Below are 17,365 nucleotides of genomic sequence, written 5' to 3' on the forward strand. Positions count from 1 at the left end.
AGCCCAGACGCCGGGTGATTACCGCCCAAGAGCAGCGATCCGATGAGCCACCCCCGCCGCGACAACGACCCCACCGAACCGCCCTACATCGCCGCAAACCTCCACGCCAGATGCACACGCGGCACCCCGACGGCACCACCCATGCCGACTAGACAGTGGCCTAAAATTACCTACTCACCACCGTCGCCCGCAGAAAAACACGCCGCCGCGACCAACCATCAGAACGGCACTGCCCTACCGCCACGGGCCGGCCCGAATAACCGGTCCCTGACGACTCCGGAACGCGAGAACTTCTGCTCGACAATTGAATTCGAAAAAATTCGACAGAATTCGGAATCGTGGCCGCACGGCATGATCACCTCACCCGGCAAGTGCCCGCTTCGGAGAAGACTTCTGGGTCTTTCTTCCTCGCCGCGTTATCGCTGGACTGAAGTCAGCGCGGGGGATCGAGACTGCACACCTACGCCGTCAAGGAAAATCGGTTTTGCTCCAGGCGAATAACATCCTGCCGGTACGGTAGCTCTGCGCTGCACTGTTCGGGTGGCAGATAGCGCCCTGGCTGCTCCTACAACCCTTGGCCCGGATCACTTTCCTCGAAACCGCGAAAAAACTCGAACACTGCAAATTGCTCCGTGCGCACAGAGAAGACGGCAGCTTTGTCAAAGCCAGACCCGAAGACAGTTGGAACAGTGACCATCTCGTATCCAAATTGTTCTGTACCAATTTCAACGACAGAAGCAGCCATCACGCGAATCCGCGTCTGCGCTACCAATCTCTGCGTAGCGCTCCAACCGCTCCGCAACTCCCCGCCGGATACGCGGTAAAGATCGTCTGCGCTGGAACGGTTCTGCGACCACACCGTCGACATCGGACGACGCATCACCTTCCTCGAAACCGGACAACTCCCCCGCATGACCCGAAACCCTTCTCTGAAAACGGCACTCGCGGATCACCGGCATTCCGGCAGTACCATCGGCCACAACACCCCCCGACTAGCATCCGTACCGGCGAGGCACCGGCCAAACAGGCGCGGCGACCGAGTCAGTCGAGCCCGTGCGGGGCGTTGCCGAGTGGAGAAATCACCTTCAAAACTTTGCGTGCATTCAAATGAGTGACAGTTTCGTCGTCGTGTTCCTCGCGCTCCAGCCACGGCGGGACCCCGGTATCGGCCGCGATGTCGTTGCTGGGACGCTCTAACCGCTCATTCACCGAAACGAGCCCCGCGATCACGCGCCGAATCTGTTGTCGTGTTGTTAATGCAGTTCCTCACCGACACCCGGGCTGAGCCCCATCGTGATCGCCCGCGTGTCGGGGAGGCAGGTGCTGCCATTTCTGGTCGAGGGCACCGATCTGACCGCTCTCGTCCCGAGACTCCTGGCATCCCGATCGGCCACCGGTCAGTCGGTGACGGTGGTCGAGTTCGTTCCCGGGCTCGAAGTACCTGTAGTGGAGGTCATGTACTGGCATCCCCTGCACTCGGCCGACCCCGGCAACATCTGGCTACGCTCGTCGATTCAGCAGGTCCGGGAAGGTGCGCGCGGACGCCGCTGACGTCCACCCGGGTTGATCGGGGCCCAACCGCATCACCCCACAACACGGGCATCAACCCCAGCGCCATCGTGGTCGAGTTCGATACTTCGCCCTCCCACTCGCCCGGGCAGGCATCCAATTGCAATGTCGATATAAACGCGGGCCGCGCTAACGGTTCGATATCCATACTGCCGCAACGCCTTCCGGCATCATCGCATTCGGCGCGGAAAGCTCTCCGGTGGGTGATGATCGTGGGCGATAGTACGTACACTACGGCGTTCAGGCCAGCGTCACGCGTAGGGGCATCGATTTCCATGATCTGAGGGTGTTGTTGAGGTGACGTGTCGGTTGCTCAATGAGCTGGATGGTCGCCACCCGCTCGGCCAGGGCCGTCAGGAGTGCTTCGGCTTCGAGGCGAGCGACATGCTGACCGACGCACTGATGGATACCCATGCCGTACCCGACGTGGCCCGACGGGTCACGGGTGATGTCGAAAGCATCCGGGCGCTCCCACCGTCGCGGATCTCGGTTGGCGGAACCGAGGAACATGAGGATTTTGTGGCCGTCGGGGATGACGACTCCACCGACTTCGATGTCGCGGGTGGCGGTTCTGAAGAACGTTTGCACAGGCGATTCCCAGCGCACGGCCTCGTCGAACGCGGACCGCGCAAACGCGGCCGGATTGGTCCACAGCCGCGCCCATTGGCCCGGGTTGGTGGCAAAGGCGAACATAACCGCCGCCAGACCGTTTACCGTGGTGTCCACGCCGGCCGAGAGCAGCGAACGCACGACCAACGGGGCCTGCTCGGCGGTGATGTCGCCGCGGTCCGCCGCCGTCCATATCTGCGCTCCAAAGCCATCAGTGGACAATGCTTCTCGTGAGCACTGCGCATTGACCCACGTGGAGAGTTCTTCAACGCTGGGCGTCCCCTTCGCCACCAGCGAGTTCGACGGCCCGAAGGCGTTGAAGAGATGGTCGCCGTACGGCAGTAGATTCTCCCTCCCTGCTTTCGAAATTCCCACGGCATCGGGAAACACGCGCAGAGGAAACGTCGCCGCGAGATCGGTGACGGCATCGAACTCGGTTCCGGAGTCGAGAACCTGATCGACGAGGCACCGGGCGTCACTGAACCAGGAATCACGCAGTGTCGCCAATGCCCGCGGTCCGAGGACCTTGCTCAACACGGCGCGGGGCGCATCGTGATGCGGCGGGTCCGTCTCGAGAAGCAGACTCGCCGGTCGCCAAGGCTTTTCGTACCGAAAGTTGCTCAGACCGACGCCCGCGGCGGATTGGAACCCCTGCCAGTCGGTCAACGCAGCGTGAACGTGCTCGTAGCGTGCCAGACCGAACACATCGTGACGCTCGAGATATACCGCCGGCCCCGCATCGCGTAGCTCGGCGTGGAACGAATGCGGGTCATCGAGAATGCCGAGATCGAACGGATCGGTCCAGCTGACCGGCAGGTGTCGGGTGGAAGCGAACGGAGTCATCACAAGTCCTTCGGGTGGCATGTGTGCGTCAGAGGTCGAGGACGAGGCGATCGGAGCACGATCTGGAAACGCAGATGAACATGCAGTCGGCCGCGGCGCGCTCGTCGTCATCGAGGATGGAGTCGCGGTGGTCCGGTTCGCCCGAGAGCACAGTCGTTTCACAGGTCCCGCACGTCCCTTGGAGGCAGGACGAGAGAACATTGACGCCCACCTCTCGCACCGCATCGAGGACGGTGCCGTGCGGCGGAACAGTCACCGTGACCTGGCTACGGGCAAGCTCGACGTCGAAGGGATCGATCCGCGCGGGACCTGCTTGCTCCTTCGGGACGAAACGTTCCGATCGTAGTTTTCCGACAGGCCACGAAGTGCCGTAGCGCTCCACCGCAGCCAGGAGACCGCCCGGGCCGCATACGTAGACCTTCGTCTCTTCCTCACCGGCGACCTGCAGGTATGCGGGCAGATCGAGCATGCCCACTTCGTCGAGGGGGGCGAGCACCACCCGGTCACCGTAAACGTCGAGCTCGTCGACGAAGGCCATCGACGCGCGGGTCCGCCCTCCGTACAACAGCTTCCACTCGGCGTGCATCTTCTCCGCCTGAGCGATCATCGGGATCAGAGGTGTGATTCCAATGCCGCCCGCGATGAAGAGGTACTTCGGAGACGGCACCATGGGAAAGTTGTTTCGCGGCCCACCGACGCCCACCAGATCACCTACGTCCAAGACATCGTGGACGAAAACAGAGCCACCGCGTCCCGCTGCTTCCCGAAGAACACCGACCCGGTAGCTGAAGGGATCCCAACGGTCCCCACACAACGAAAACTGCCGAGTGACGCCGGAGGGGAGCATCAGGTCGATGTGGGCGCCGGGCGCCCAATCAGGCAGACGCTTACCGTCCGGGTGTTCGAGCGTCAGGGTGACTACCCCGTCCGACGCGTGCGTTTTCGCTGTCAGCCTCAATGCAGAGTCCGCTGCCGTGCTGGTTCTGGCGGTGCGCGCACCGGGGATCGGCGTGCTATATGCCATGACGGCACCTCCTCGATTCCTGGTGATTCGAGGATTGCCGCTTCGGCACCATCAGAGCTACGGAGCTCTCAATCATTGAGAGATTACTTGTGTCCCTACTCACTTCCAGGAGGTGAGATTGTGGCCATCACACGCGTGATGCCCCGGGCTGCTGCCTGCAAGGCGGGTATCCAGGTACGTGCCTGGTCGTCGTTGGGGACCACGAGCGCCAACGCCGCAACGACGAGAGCGTTCGGGTCTCTGATGGGAACGGCGATACCCGTGGTCTCTGGGTAGATGTGGCCGGCGCAGAATGCGAAATCCTGCCGACGAACCTCCGCCAGCGCTGTCCGCAATTGACGAGAGGTTCGAATGGTCTTGTCGGTGTAGACATGCAGCTCGTTCCGCAGGATACGTTCTTGAACCTCCACAGCACTGTGCGCCAACAGAACCAGCCCGGAGGACGAGGCATGCAGTGGCAAGCGACCCGCTATTCGGGTGTAGTTCACCGCCGCGCCCGGCGCCGTTAAACGCTCGACGAACAACACCTCGTCATCATCGAGGACAGCGAGCTGGGTGTGATGACCGATGACCGCGTGCACGTCCTCCATGAACGGCATCGCGGCCTCGCGCAGCTCGACAGTCGACGACGCACGGGAGGCGACCTCCCATAGCCTGACACCGATGCGCACGCGTCGACCATCCCGCTCCAACCATCCGAAACCCACGAGCTCGCCAATCAAGCGCGAAGCGGTCGCGACATGGAGACCGGAACGACGCGCGATGGCGGAGACAGTCAGACTGGCATCACCGACACCGAAGGACTCGATGATCCGCACGCCGCGAGAGAGAACGGATTCCCCCGTGTGCACTCTCGACACCGGCCTTACCTCCTCCACGCACCGGAACCCGCCCACGCTCACTCACCCGCTTCGCGCGAAGCTCACGTCAAACCGAGCTTGTCGTCAAGTTCGGCTAGCCCTACGCGACACGCTACGAACGATGCGGAGCAAAACACAACCTCAACCGCCGCGAACAACTGGGCCGCGGTCCAACCAACGTCAAACAGACGCTCTGCCACTACCCGTGAGGGCATTGCTCCCCGATCAGACCGTTAATTGCCCAGCCAACTCCGATGATGCGCACGGTCGCCGAGCTGACCACCGAATGTGAGTGCATAAAGACCCGCTACAGTCGCTCGCACTTCCCCACCCCCGCCACGAACTTCAAGCGGATGAACTGGCAGGGCAGACTTATCGCCCGGTGCTGCGTGCCAGCAACGACTGCGAGCCGTACCCGGCCTCGGACAATTCATCGCCGTACCGACCTCATGACCTCGAAGAGCAGGCCGATCGAAGCCATAAACTCTGCCGGTGGCGCGCTCATGACCAGACGCGCGACAGCATCACCGAGAACCACTGAATCAGCCACACGCCAATGGAATCACTCACCATCCGTGAACTCTGACCTCGGGACGAATTGCCATCGCAGACAACACATCGCACGCCACCCAGCCACAGCTGGCCAGTGCGCAGCAATGACCGTCGAAGGCAGCGGTGGCCCTCGCTCATTTCCTGGACGAGCACAATGATCTGCTGGATGTACTCGATGCCCTGTATCCGCGACAGCGGGGCCGCGCCGAGTTTGTCGCCGACACGTCGTTGGCACTGCTGGAGCGGGGATCAGCCTCACCCATCGCCGACGCCGCGGCCGAACTGGTCAAGATCCTTCACTGTGCCCTTGGCCGCCTTGCGACGGGGCCCTTGTGATTCGCGCCCTCGTTTTGCCGAAGCTCGGCAGCGCTCCAGAACTCGCCGGGGTCGAGGCATCCGAACTGGCGCCCGGAGAAGTGCTCGTCCGAGTGGGGCCGCCCCGGTCGACCCTCACGACGCTTCTTCTCGGTGCCAGCTCGTCGAGCTCGGCCAAACTAGATCGATCTGTATGCTCTGACGGTGCGGAAGGTCACGAACGTCGCTAACCTCGACCTCAACTTGTTGGTCTCGCTCGACGCACTTCTGCAACACAGAAGCGTCACCAAGGCCGCCCAGCAGTTGGGTCTGAGCCAGCCTGCACTGTCGGCGTCTCTCGCTCGCCTCCGACGTCACTACAACGACGAACTGCTCTACCGAGCAGGAAACCAATCCCATCTCACCCCACTGGCAGCTGAACTCCGCAAACGCACCCGTCTTGCCCTCGACGGTGTCGAACGCGCCTTTTCCGCGCAGCCTGAATTTTCTCCCGACGAAGCGACGCGCGAGTTCGCAATCCTGATAAGCGATTACGGCATCACGGTCCTCGGGGACACCATCGCGGGACTTTTAGCGGAGGTCGCACCGCAGGCGCGACTGCGCTTTCGCCCTACCAGCCCGGATTTGGTCGCCCGAGCCGAACAGACTCTGGTAGGAGCGGATTTGATGCTGGTCCCCCACGGATTTGTCACCGACCTTCCGCACGCCGATCTGTATCGAGACCGATGGGTCGTGGTCGTCTCGACCGACAACGACACCATCGGAGAAGTGCTGACTGTCGACGACTTGAGAACCTCGCCGTGGGTGGTGGTCTTTCACGGGCAAACGGCAGCGACTCCGGCCGACCGTCAGCTGCGCATGCTCGGAATCGAGCCTCGCGTGCAAGTGATCACCGAAAACTTCTTGACGGTCCCCAATCTTGTCGTGGGTAGTACTCGCATCGCACTGCTTCAGGAACGATTGGTGCACCTACTCCCCCTCAATTCCGGGCTACGGACCTTGCAGTGCCCCGTCGATGTCGGGGAGCTCGTCGAAGCGATGTGGTGGCATCCCGTCTACGAACGCGACCCGGAGCACATCTTCTTGCGCGACATTGTCAGCCGTGCAGCACAATTGGCTACAGACGAACCCCGAACGGAACGGTAGCGGAAACTTACTTCACGGCAATCGGGTTTACCGGTGCCCCGACTGCGCCGGTCACTGGGATCGGTGACGCCGTGAGAAAGAACTCGTAGACGTGGTCCGAGGCGCAGTCGGCAGCGAGCGCATCGAGGTCCCACATCTCCCCGAGGAACAATCCGATATTGGGAATCGCAACCTGATGGAGAGGCTGGAAGGCGACGTCGAATTCGTTGGGGCGCACTTCGAACCCCCACGTGTCGGTGGCGATGGCCGCGATCTCGCTGTCGTGCAGCCAGTCGGCTGTGGTGAAGGACAAACCCGGCGCTGCGCCGCCCGCGTAGTCTCCCCATCCGTCCCGTCTCGCGCGGGTCAGCTGTCCGGTGCGCACCAGCACCAGATCTCCGCGTGTGACCTCGGACGAGAGGCCTTGTTTGTCGATCGTCTCTCGGATGTGTTCGGTCGTGATCGCGAAGCCGTCGGGAAGTTCACCGTTTTCACCGAATTGTCGGCCGATGTCGAGGAGCACTCCGCGTCCTGCGATGCCGTTGGCGACCGTCTCGATGCCGGTGATGGCGTCCCCCAGCGCCGTGACGACTTTGTCTGCCGATCGGCCGTTCCAGGCCTTGCCGTGGTCGAAGATATGCCCGAGACCGTCCCACTGCGTAGAGCACTGCAGCGGCATCGAGACCACGTCGTCGGCGCCGCCGAGACCGTGCGGGAATCCCTGGATACCTGCGGCGGCGTCCGTTCCGGTGTCGAGCATGGTGTGCACGGGGTTGGTGCGGCGCCGCCATCCCTTCTGCGGTCCGTCCATGTCGAAGCTCTGAGCCAGCGAGAACGAGACACCGCGCCGGATGAGCGCCCCTGCCCCAGCGCGTAGTTCGTCGGTGAGGTAGTTCATCGTTCCTCGAACATCGTCGTCACCCCACCTGCCCCAATTCGAGTTACGGCGAACCGATTTGGCGATCTCGGTTTCGGGGTCGGAGCGATTGAGTTCCCCTGCGGCAGCGGAGGAGACGGTCATTGTGTTTCCTTTCTGTCGACGCTCAAAGCGTCCGATATCGACTTCACTCCGCCGTGCGAACTTGCGCCGCCGTCGATGGGGATTTCAGCGCCGGAGACATAAGAGGCGTCGTCACCGAGCAGAAACGCCACGACTCCGGCGACCTCGTCCGGTGTGCCGGCGCGGCCCATCGGGGTCTCGGCGATCGATGCGTCGCGGAATACCGTGGGCGCGGATCGTGTCATCGGGGTGTCGATGAATCCGGGGTGCACGATGTTCACGCGCACGCCGCGTGGCCCCAGTTCCAGGGCCGCAGCTTTGGTCAACCCTCGCAATGACCACTTGCTCGCCGTGTACGCGAGCGGATAGTGAGCAGTCAGCGCGGCCAGCGACCCGACGTTGACGATGGATCCGCCCGTCGGGATTCGCGGCCCGGCGATTTGAATCCCGAGAAGTGGTCCACCGACATTGACAGCGTGAACGCGGGCAAGATCCTCGGCCTCGACGTCGTCGACCCGCGCGCGCCAGGTGACACCGGCGCAGTTCACGAGGCCGTGGACCGGTCCCTCGATGGTTTCGAGCAGACGGTGCCAGTCCCGTGCGGACGTGACATCGAACCCGAAATTACTGTCTGCTCCGAAGACGAAGCCGCCGCGATCGTGGACGAATCGGCAGATCGCGGAGCCGATTCCGCCTTCCGAGCCGGTAACGACAACAGTTTTTCCCGACAGGTCAGGCACGCGCACCTCCTGGCCTCGCCGAAACATGGTCGATCTGTCTCGCGGGCGGCACGTGGGGAGAGGGTCGTGATTCACCGACCGTGTTGCTCAGCGAGCCGATTCCTTCAACCGTGAGGGTGACAACGTCACCCGCTTGCAGAGGGGGTGGTGTCTGTTCGCCTCGCCGACCCCACAACTCTGCGAGGCATCCCCCGTTGCCGACGGTTCCGCTTCCCAGGACATCGCCTGGGTGCACCCACGAATCGCGTGAGGCATAGGCGACGAGAGACTCGAACGTCCATCCCATGTTCGCCAACGAATCGTGGCCCACGCGATCACCGTTGACCTCGACTGTGCAGAGTACGTCGAAGAAGCCGTCGCCGCCGCGGTGATCGTCGAATTCGTCCGCGGTGACAATCCACGGGCCGAGGGTATTGGCGAAGTCCTTACCCTTCGCGGGGCCGAGACTGACCTGCATCTCCCGGCGCTGAATATCTCGCGCCGACCAGTCGTTGAGAATCGTGTACCCGAAGATATGGTCCGTGGCCTCGGCGACGGACAGGCTCGACCCCGACTTCCCCACGACAGCAGCAACTTCCAACTCGAAGTCCAACGCGTGACAAGCTGCGGGAGGATGGATGACGGCGCCGGGACCGTTGACCGTGTACGGGTTGGTGAAGTAGAACCGGGGTGCCTCGTACCACGCCTCGACCACACCGTCCTGCCCGTCGATGCTGCGGCGGACACCCTCGACATGTTCTTCGAAGGCGACGAAATCACGCATGGTCGCCGGTTGCAACGGCGCACACAGCGCCACGTCGTCGAGCGGGAAACCGGGCTGCCGGAGCGCCGCGGCCCCCCGCTCGAGTGCCTTGCCCAGACCGCCGTCGACGAGTTCACGCATCGTGATCTCGAACGGATGGATCGCGCCCTCCTGCACTACGACGGCCTTCTCCCGGCCCTCGTGGATGCACGTTGCGAATTTCATACGGACCTTTCCATGTGGAGTGCTTCGGTCTCGCACGGGGCGGTACGCGGGGCTGCCCGGTCGTATCGGGGCAGAGACGAGAGGGTGAGCGATCCTGAGCACAAGAACGCCGCAGCAATGACCAGCGCCGTGCGGTAGGAGTCGGTGCTGTCGAACAGGTAACCGGCAACGACAGGGCCGATGGCGGAGCCGATCATGAACGCGCTGTAGATGTAGCTGTAGAGCGCTCCGAAGTTGAGTGGGTGAATGTACTTCGAGCTCAGGTAGGACATGAGGTCGATCTCCGCGCCGAAACCGATACCGATGAGCAGAGCTGTCAGAGGTGCGAAGGATGCGCCTCCGACGAGCAGCAGAACGCAGCCGAGCGCGGCGGCGACGAACATCGGAATGGCTACGTGCGTGGCGTAATACCGGTCGATCAGCCACCCGAGGATCGGGCGGCCGACGACGGTTCCGACGCCGACGAACGAGGCGAGTAATGCGGCTCTGACCGGGTCGACACCGGTGTCGATGAGCATCGGGATGAAATGTGGGACCATGCTGAGCAGCGCCCAGCCGAGCAGGAAGAACGAGACGGCGAGAGTCCAGAATTCACGCGTCGCCAGTGACTGCCTGACGCTGGGGGCAGGGCCGGCGTCGACGAGTGTCGATACGCCAGCGCCCTTCGAGGGCGAGTCGAACTTGGTGAACGCCAAAAGGATCAGCGGCACGAGTGCCAGCAGTGCGAGCGTCAGATACGCGTTCCGCCAACCTCCCGACGCGATGACGGCCGCCATGAGGGGCGGTAGCCCGAGTCCCGCCAGGCCCAGGCCGGTTGCCATGATGCCCAGCGCCAGACCACGGCGGCGATCGAAGCGTTCGACGACGGCCTTGGCATAGGTGACGGCCGAGGTTCCGACGCCCAGTACGCCCGTAATTCCGTACAGAACGAGGAAGAGCGCGAGCCCGCCGCCGAAGCGGCTGAGCGCGAAGACAGTCATCGCGAACAGCGGCAGCGAGACCGCGGCGACGCGCTTGACGCCGTAGCGGTCCAGCAGCGGGCCGACGAAGGGCAGCGCGACGGCCATTCCGAGCGAGCTCCACAGGCTCGCGAGGGTGATTTGCCCTCTACCCCAGCCGAATTCGTTCTGCATGGGGACGATCAACGGTCCCAGGGTGTATCCCAGGGCGCTGAACCCCAGTCCCGCGCCCACCGTCGCGAACGCGAGGACCCTCCAGTTCGCCAGCAGCTCGGAGCGTGCGGGTGCGCCGAGTTCGGTGCGGGCGTTGTGTGTATCCACCTGACCTACCTTTCTTTCTTTTCGGATCACACCGGAGGCGGAATGAAGAGTCCCTTGTCCGGGTCGTTGAACGATCTGGCGGCGACGAATTCGTTCATCGCATTGGCTGTGCCCCACTGATCGGCCACATCGGGCTGCGTGAAATCGAGCAAGTGCGGGTGCCAGGTGTCCTCGTCGAGCGTCTCGAGTTCGGTGGTGTACTCCATGGTGTTGCCGTTGGGATCGAGGAAGTAGGAGAATGTGTTGTTTCCGGCGGTGTGACGTCCCGGACCCCAGATCTTCTCGACGCCGGCGCGCAGTATCCGGCCGGTTCCCCGCATGTACTCGTCGAGCCCGCGGAGTTCGAAGGAGGCATGGTGGAGTGAGACGTGCGGCCCCCTGGCGACCGCCATGCTGTGGTGCTGGGCGTTGGTACGCAGGAACCACATCATCTTGCCCATGTGCGGGTGCGTGAGAGTGTCAGATAGCTTGAAACCGAACCACTTGTCGTAGAAAGCAACTGTCGCTTCGGGATTCGGCGAGTTCAGCACCACGTGCGAGAGCTTCACCGGGATGGATTCACCCTCCTCCACTTTGCGATGCCGGCGAACAGCGACGTCCGCAGAGACCTCGATGGTCCGGCCGTCGACGTCGAAGAATCGAAAGCCGTAGCCGCCGCCCATCGTCTCGAGCATGCCGGGTTCTCCGACCAATTGAACTCCACCCACCGCGAGGCGCTCGGCGAGACCGTCGACCGAAGCTGCGTCGGACATCCCGTAGGACACCAGGTCGAGTCGCTTGTCCGAGTCCTTGCGAATACGTACCACGTACTGCTCGGGCGAACCTTCCGCCGCGAGGTAGGTGACGTCACCGTCGGTACCGACGTTAGTCAGTCCCCACTGGTGGGTGTAGAAGTCGAGTTGCTGCCGGTAGTCGGGAACGGCGAGGTCGACGTGCCGCAGATGTGTGAATGCGTAGTCCGTCATGCGGATGCTCCTGTTGTGGCTGTCGACAGACCGAGCCGAAACGAGTTGTCGACGAGTATGGATCGAGTGACAGCATCGGTGAAACCCGCGACGCGGACTTCTGCTACGGGGCCGTCGTTGCCCATGTCGAACGGATAGTCCGAGCCGAGAACGACCGACTCCGCTCCGACCGCTTCGACCAAGGATCGAAGTGCGGCGGGTCCGTGCACGAGTGAATCGAACGTGATGCGTGGAAGGTAACTGCTCGGTCGGTCGGCGCAGCGCCGGGCCTCCGGACGCACTTCCCAAGCATGGTCCGATCGACCCAAGTACGTGGGGAGGTATCCCCCGCCGTGCGCGGCAACCAACTTCAGGGTCGGGTGTCTATCGAGGACCCCAGAGAAGATGATGTGAGACAACGCGACAGCGTTCTCCACAGGTTGCCCGACCGTGTTGGACAGGTAGAATCGATCGAGACGCTCGTCGAGCGAGCACCCGAACGGGTGCAGAAATACCACGGCCTTCAGTTCGGCAGCGCGTGCCCAGAACGGTTCGAGCCGTTCGTCGGACAACTCGATGCCGGGCGCGAACGACGAGATCTCCACGCCCGCAAGACCGCACGTGAGTACTGCATCGTCCAGCGCGGCGACCATTGCTTCGGGATGCTGCAGCGGAACCAGACCGAGTCCGACAAGTCTCGACGACTCCTCCGCTACCAGCGCAGCGATTCCGCGGTTCGCACTCGAGGTGGTCGCGCGTGCCAGATCGACATCGGCCCAGTAGTGGTACTGCGAGGGGGACGGCGATACGACCTGCACATCGACACCCGCCTCATCCATGTCGGCCAGACGACGGTCGATCTGCGTCAGTTGCGGAATACGGGAGCCGAACATCTTTCCGGACACCGCAATAGACGCCGAGCCGTTTCGTCGCGCGTCGAGCGCGCGATGGGCGTCGAGCCCCGACTGGCCGGCGACCACAGCTTCGACCTCCGGCACGATGGCGTGCGCGTGCACGTCCACGACCTGTCCGCTCACGGCGCCTCACTGACGAGGTCAGCGACACGGCCCATGAGTCCGGGGACATCGGCGTCGACGTCGTGCTCGAGCATCCACGTACCGATCTGCACCGATGCCTCGACGACTGCCCGCGCGCGCGGGAGTCGGCGCGCAGCAAACGCGTCGAGCAGGCTGTCGTCACGCAGTAAACCGTCGAGGTCCTCACTGCCGAGCACCATTTCGGCGAGCACGATCGCGTCTTCCAGGCCCTGGGCGCCGCCCTGAGCGACGGTAGGAGGACAGCAATGGGCAGCGTCCCCGATCAGCACTACGCGCCCCCGGTGCCAATCGCCTTCGAGGACATGCGTTTCGAACCAGGTGTAGTTGATCGCCGCCGGGTCGTCGAAGTTCACTTTGATGTCGTCCCACGGCCCGTGATAGTTCTCCGCCAGGCCCTTCATCACGGCAAGCCGTTCCTCGGGGGTGAGCGCACTGCGGTCCTGCGCGTCCTCGACGATGTAGGCGTACAGCGAATTCTCGCCGGTCGGGCAGTAGCCGGCGATGTAGCCCGCACCGCCGTAGATCAAATCGGTGCGGGTAATGCTCTCTGGCCGCGGCCCGACGAGCCGCCATATTCCCATTCCGGTCGGGTGGGGCGTCAGGTCGATTCCGAGTGCCTCCCGCGTCCACGAGCGGACACCGTCCGCACCGACCACGAGGTCGTAGCGCTGGGACGTGTTGTCCGAGAATGTCATTGTCGCCCCGTCGCAGTTCTGGGTGATGCCGGTTGCGGCGACACCGAATCGGAGCTTCGCTCCGGCGCGTTCGGCGGCATCGTGCAAGATGCCCGCCAGCACCGGGCGCTCCATGCCCATGCCTGCCGGCAAATCCGGGCCCCCGGTTCGGGCGTCGGCCATTTCCACCAACAAGGTGCCGTGGAGGTCGGGTGCCCGGATGCCGAGTGTGTCGAAACTGTAGCCGTGTGCGAGAACCTCGTCGAAAACACCCAGGTCTCGAAGCACGCGAAGGGCATTGCCTTGCAACGTGATTCCAGACCCGGCGGCGCACCCGCGGGGCGTCGCTTCGACGAGATCCACCGAGGCCCCACCCGCAGCGAGCGCGATGGCGGCCGCAGATCCTGCGATACCGCCGCCGATCACGAGAATCGAGGTCACGACGCACCCACCACGGGAGTGCGCTGGTAGCCGAGACCGGTGATGGTCGACATCATGACGTCGCCGTCCCGCAGCAACCGCCCCCAGTGCATGCCGTTACCGGCCGGGCTGCCCGTCAGGACGAGATCGCCCGGGTACAGCTGCACTGTCTGCGAGACGGCGGAGACCAACGCCGCGACGTCGAACAGCATGTCCTTGGTGGACTCGTCCTGCATGGTCTCATCGCCGAGCTCGAGGGTCAGGCGCATCTCGGAGACGTCGCCGGCGTCCTCTGTGGGCACGATCCACGGTCCGAGCGGAAGGAATCCGGGGGCGTTCTTCGCTCGGAGCCAGTCGGTACCGATCTCCGGCATGTCCTTGCGGAAGACGAGTTCGCGAGTGGTGAGGTCATTGGCGATGGTGTAGCCCGCGACGGCATCCAATGCTTCGGCACGCGAGAGCCGGTAGGCAGGCTTTCCGACGACGGCGACGAGTTCGAGCTCCCAGTCGTTCTTGTGCGTACCCGCCGGGAGCGTGACGGTGTCGTATGGACCCGTCACCGCCGATGGCAATCCGACGAAGAAGTAAGGGTCACCCTCTGCCGCACGCTTGTCCATCATCTCGGCGGTCTCGGCACGGACCTGTTCTTCGGTTCGACCATTAGCGATGTCCGCGTGCTTTACTGCCAGGTCGATGACGTGAGTGCGATAGTTCGCCCCTGCCTGCACGATCTGCCGAGGCTCGACCGGAGCCAGCACCGTCGCGTCGGACAACGGAACCCATTCGCCCTCACCGGATGCGACGAGCGACTTCAGGACCGGCAGAAGCCGATCCCAGGCGTCGAGCACCTCACGGGTACTGATCGGTGCAGCCGAACCCAGCTGGTCCACAACCGAATCGAGAACGAGAAGCTTGCCGTCGGACAGCAACACGGCGCGTGTGCCGCCGTCGAGCGAGACGGTTCCTAGCGCGAAGTCGGGAAGGGGCACTGAAGCGATATCCACTGGGTTTCTGTCTTTCCGTCGGCACGAATGTGATGCCAACCACTGTCTCGCACCACAGCGGTATCAGTCAAAGAAATTCAACGAATAGTCGGTATCACTCTAGTTTATGAACCTAGTACCAGTTCAACTGATAGAGGCAGTCAGCAGACCCGACTTCCCTGATTCATGGCGGCAGCTCACGCTGGACTGCGAACGTGACCCACCTCGCTGACTTCTTGGAGCAACTGCAAGACGCAACTTGGTTCCACCCCTGGCGCCCAATGCGGGTCGCCGGGCCACGCTCCGCGTGCTTTGCGGACCTGGGCTTGGACTCAGTCAGTTTTTGGGGAAACTGAGTGCACTAAGAAGAGCATGGATTTCGGTGCGGCAGCAACGGCGGTGCCCGCCGGCAGTCGCAATGTATCCAATTGTTCCTTCGGCGGCCCAGCGGCCAACTGTTTTCACAGTGAAGAAACATAGCAACATGCTGCGTCCGCGACTACGAAACTAGACCCGACCACCACGAAGCCATGGTGCACATCGCCATGATCGGCCTCATGACTCGACGACTTGCGCGAATCTCACGAGTATCCGGACGCCCTCTAACGCCAGGGTGAATTGAGGGGTCTGAAGTCCGAGCCCTGGAAGACCTCGCAGGTGACGGATGCGACGGGGCTTTGTGGACTCTGATTTCACGACACTTCGGCCAAAGCGGGGGCCGAGGGATGAGCGATGTCAGCTACTAAATTACAGGCGGCAAGGAAAGGGGGTTACTTCAATGGAATACGGCCCATCATCGCCCAATGAGGTAACCCCCTCCCTTTATCTTTGCATGATCGAATCAAAGTCTCATTTGATTCGATCTACGATGGAACGTCTTCGCTCCGGGGTTACGAACCATTCATGAGAACTCGGAGAAGGTTTGTAAGTGCTGCGAGATTGAGTTTCATTAGAAAACTCCTTTCATTCAGGGGCAAGCGTGGATGCTTGTCGATATCGAAATTTACCATCTAAATTTCAGCTTATCAACGGTTAATATTTGTCCATAAAGTCGCATGTGATCTGAATGTGCTATTTATGTAAATTGTGATATTTCGTGGTTCCGATGGCGCCCGGAAAATGTGCAAGGGAACCCCAATTCTCGCACAGTGGAACTTCTACTACATCATTTTTTAGATGTGATTATCGGGTATATCAACCCATTTCGCTCGGAATCGGTGGGATTCGATTTCTTCTTTAGTTGTTCGTATGATGCCCGCCCCTGGAGGAGCGCCGTGAGGAGGCGTCGAAGGATATCGGATACGTCGGGGTTTTCGCGGATTTCAGTAACCACCTGTTAGCAATTGATTTCGGACGCACCGTTTGGTTCACAAGAGGTTGAACTTGCAATCAAAATGGCCGGAGACCACTGACTCTCCCATACGGTACGAAGTGGATATTTCCCACAATAGGTGCAGTTTAATTGCCATTTCACTGATGAGTAGGGGCTTCACGACAGTCTGTTATCCCGATTTCGCCGCCATTAACGAAACTATTGCCAATTGTGGGGAGTTCTGTCATTATTAGGTGAACCAGAGCATTGCGCACAAGTAGCCGTTGAGAATCTGCCATCGGCGGTTGGGCATTGATTTGGAGGGGTGGATGCGCATTAACCTATGGGGGTACCGGGTCGATTCATGTTATTGTGGCGTTTGCGAACCCAACGCCGAACTAGCGGTGTCATGGTTCTCGTAATTTCTCCCGCACGGGGGCGCTCGGATTAGTTCTCTATGACAACTTGTGAACCATGCTCGAGGGAGCTTCATAACCAGCTCCGAGACCATCAATTGCACTCAACCTGCGTGCCGACGACGAACGATAATTCAACGTCCAGACAAGGCTTCCAGCTTTTACAATGACGTCCTTTTCTGGACGCGAGAGAGTGCGGATCCGATTGCGGGAAACGGCGATGGCGGCGATCGAACTCATAGCGCGTCATGCTAGCTTAATGTCATATCGGTAAATGTGAGAAAATATTTTCGGCCGGGGCATAGCAAGGCGTTAATTCGTTGTCGAGAGGTGTTATGGATCTTTATCGCTATAGGGTAAAAGGTTATCGAGATATTTTCAAGACCCGTCTGAACGAGTTATTTTTCGGCTGCGGGTCGACACTTTTCGAACAGTGAGGTGACACAGGACTATTTTCTCGATACTCGTTGGTCCAGTGTTGGCGTCCGCGCCCAAGCTTGCGATCACGACGCTGTACTCGTGGATAGTCTGTCCATGTCTGGTCTGAAGAGATTCTTGGCGACAGCAATCGGTCTTTCAGGGTCGAGCTTGCGGCTATTGGAAACCGTGGCCGTGGAATTGCCACAACATCATCCATTCACAAGGTTCGAGATCAGGTGAAATCCGAGATCGAA

Annotated in this window: 16 protein-coding genes; 3 read left to right on the plus strand and 13 right to left on the minus strand. The window is 61.7% G+C overall.

Going from position 1 to position 17,365, the window contains the following annotated elements; genetic code table 11:
- Positions 1 to 565: 565 nt before the first annotated feature.
- Both QMA15_RS31835 and QMA15_RS31840 read right to left on the minus strand, forming a co-directional pair.
- The gene (locus QMA15_RS31835) at positions 566 to 880 is read right to left on the minus strand and encodes a hypothetical protein (RefSeq protein WP_290288960.1); all 315 of its coding nucleotides are present in this window, start codon (positions 878 to 880) and stop codon (positions 566 to 568) included.
- Between the two features lie 161 nt (positions 881 to 1,041).
- The gene (locus QMA15_RS31840; protein WP_290288961.1) at positions 1,042 to 1,230 is read right to left on the minus strand and encodes a hypothetical protein; all 189 of its coding nucleotides are present in this window, start codon (positions 1,228 to 1,230) and stop codon (positions 1,042 to 1,044) included.
- 90 nt (positions 1,231 to 1,320) lie between these two features.
- On the opposite strand from QMA15_RS31840, the gene QMA15_RS31845 reads away from it, so the two are divergent.
- Positions 1,321 to 1,551, plus strand: a complete 231-nt coding sequence (locus QMA15_RS31845; protein ID WP_290288962.1) for a hypothetical protein — start codon at positions 1,321 to 1,323, stop codon at positions 1,549 to 1,551.
- Positions 1,552 to 1,809: 258 nt separating this feature from the next.
- Here QMA15_RS31845 and QMA15_RS31850 read toward each other — a convergent pair whose 3' ends face one another.
- The 3 genes from QMA15_RS31850 to QMA15_RS31860 all read right to left on the minus strand — a co-directional run bounded on the left by QMA15_RS31850 (position 1,810) and on the right by QMA15_RS31860 (position 4,905).
- Positions 1,810 to 3,021, minus strand: coding sequence for a cytochrome P450 (locus QMA15_RS31850; protein WP_290288964.1), 1,212 nt, complete (start codon positions 3,019 to 3,021; stop codon positions 1,810 to 1,812).
- A gap of 28 nt (positions 3,022 to 3,049) precedes the next feature.
- On the minus strand, positions 3,050 to 4,045 hold the full coding sequence (locus tag QMA15_RS31855) for a PDR/VanB family oxidoreductase (RefSeq protein WP_290288965.1): 996 nt from the start codon (positions 4,043 to 4,045) through the stop codon (positions 3,050 to 3,052).
- Positions 4,046 to 4,140: 95 nt separating this feature from the next.
- Positions 4,141 to 4,905 carry an IclR family transcriptional regulator gene (locus QMA15_RS31860; RefSeq protein WP_290288967.1) on the minus strand — a complete coding sequence of 255 codons (765 nt, stop codon included), beginning with the start codon at positions 4,903 to 4,905 and terminating at the stop codon, positions 4,141 to 4,143.
- 675 nt (positions 4,906 to 5,580) lie between these two features.
- Between QMA15_RS31860 and QMA15_RS31865 the strand changes: the two genes are divergently transcribed.
- Both QMA15_RS31865 and QMA15_RS31870 read left to right on the plus strand, forming a co-directional pair.
- Positions 5,581 to 5,793 carry a hypothetical protein gene (locus QMA15_RS31865; RefSeq protein WP_290288969.1) on the plus strand — a complete coding sequence of 71 codons (213 nt, stop codon included), beginning with the start codon at positions 5,581 to 5,583 and terminating at the stop codon, positions 5,791 to 5,793.
- 183 nt (positions 5,794 to 5,976) lie between these two features.
- The gene (locus QMA15_RS31870) at positions 5,977 to 6,918 is read left to right on the plus strand and encodes a LysR family transcriptional regulator (RefSeq protein ID WP_290288970.1); all 942 of its coding nucleotides are present in this window, start codon (positions 5,977 to 5,979) and stop codon (positions 6,916 to 6,918) included.
- Positions 6,919 to 6,925: 7 nt separating this feature from the next.
- Here QMA15_RS31870 and QMA15_RS31875 read toward each other — a convergent pair whose 3' ends face one another.
- From QMA15_RS31875 to QMA15_RS31910, 8 genes are read right to left on the minus strand one after another with little or no spacing between them, the layout of a single operon-like run.
- Positions 6,926 to 7,918 (minus strand): cyclase family protein, encoded by a 993-nt coding sequence (locus QMA15_RS31875; protein WP_290288972.1) that lies wholly within the window; start codon positions 7,916 to 7,918, stop codon positions 6,926 to 6,928.
- Positions 7,915 to 8,637, minus strand: a complete 723-nt coding sequence (locus QMA15_RS31880) for an SDR family NAD(P)-dependent oxidoreductase (RefSeq protein ID WP_290288975.1) — start codon at positions 8,635 to 8,637, stop codon at positions 7,915 to 7,917. Before QMA15_RS31880 ends, QMA15_RS31875 begins: the two co-directional genes overlap by 4 nt.
- Complete coding sequence (locus QMA15_RS31885) at positions 8,630 to 9,604, minus strand: fumarylacetoacetate hydrolase family protein (protein WP_290288976.1); 975 nt, start codon at positions 9,602 to 9,604, stop codon at positions 8,630 to 8,632. Before QMA15_RS31885 ends, QMA15_RS31880 begins: the two co-directional genes overlap by 8 nt.
- Positions 9,601 to 10,884: an MFS transporter gene (locus QMA15_RS31890; protein ID WP_290288977.1), complete on the minus strand. Its 1,284-nt coding sequence runs from the start codon at positions 10,882 to 10,884 to the stop codon at positions 9,601 to 9,603. Before QMA15_RS31890 ends, QMA15_RS31885 begins: the two co-directional genes overlap by 4 nt.
- A 26-nt stretch (positions 10,885 to 10,910) precedes the next feature.
- Entirely contained in the window at positions 10,911 to 11,849 is a 939-nt protein-coding gene (locus QMA15_RS31895) for a VOC family protein (protein ID WP_290288978.1), read from the minus strand.
- A complete protein-coding gene (locus QMA15_RS31900; RefSeq protein ID WP_290288979.1) occupies positions 11,846 to 12,865 on the minus strand; it encodes an amidohydrolase family protein in 1,020 nt (339 codons plus the stop codon). The genes QMA15_RS31895 and QMA15_RS31900 overlap by 4 nt, the downstream gene beginning before the upstream one ends.
- Positions 12,862 to 14,001 (minus strand): FAD-dependent monooxygenase, encoded by a 1,140-nt coding sequence (locus QMA15_RS31905; RefSeq protein WP_290288981.1) that lies wholly within the window; start codon positions 13,999 to 14,001, stop codon positions 12,862 to 12,864. The genes QMA15_RS31900 and QMA15_RS31905 overlap by 4 nt, the downstream gene beginning before the upstream one ends.
- Positions 13,998 to 14,984, minus strand: a complete 987-nt coding sequence (locus QMA15_RS31910) for a fumarylacetoacetate hydrolase family protein (protein WP_290288982.1) — start codon at positions 14,982 to 14,984, stop codon at positions 13,998 to 14,000. The genes QMA15_RS31905 and QMA15_RS31910 overlap by 4 nt, the downstream gene beginning before the upstream one ends.
- Between the last annotated feature and the right edge of the window lie 2,381 nt (positions 14,985 to 17,365).

Origin of the sequence: Rhodococcus sp. APC 3903 (assembly GCF_030407755.1) — a bacterium.
Taxonomy (GTDB): domain Bacteria; phylum Actinomycetota; class Actinomycetes; order Mycobacteriales; family Mycobacteriaceae; genus Rhodococcus_F; species Rhodococcus_F erythropolis.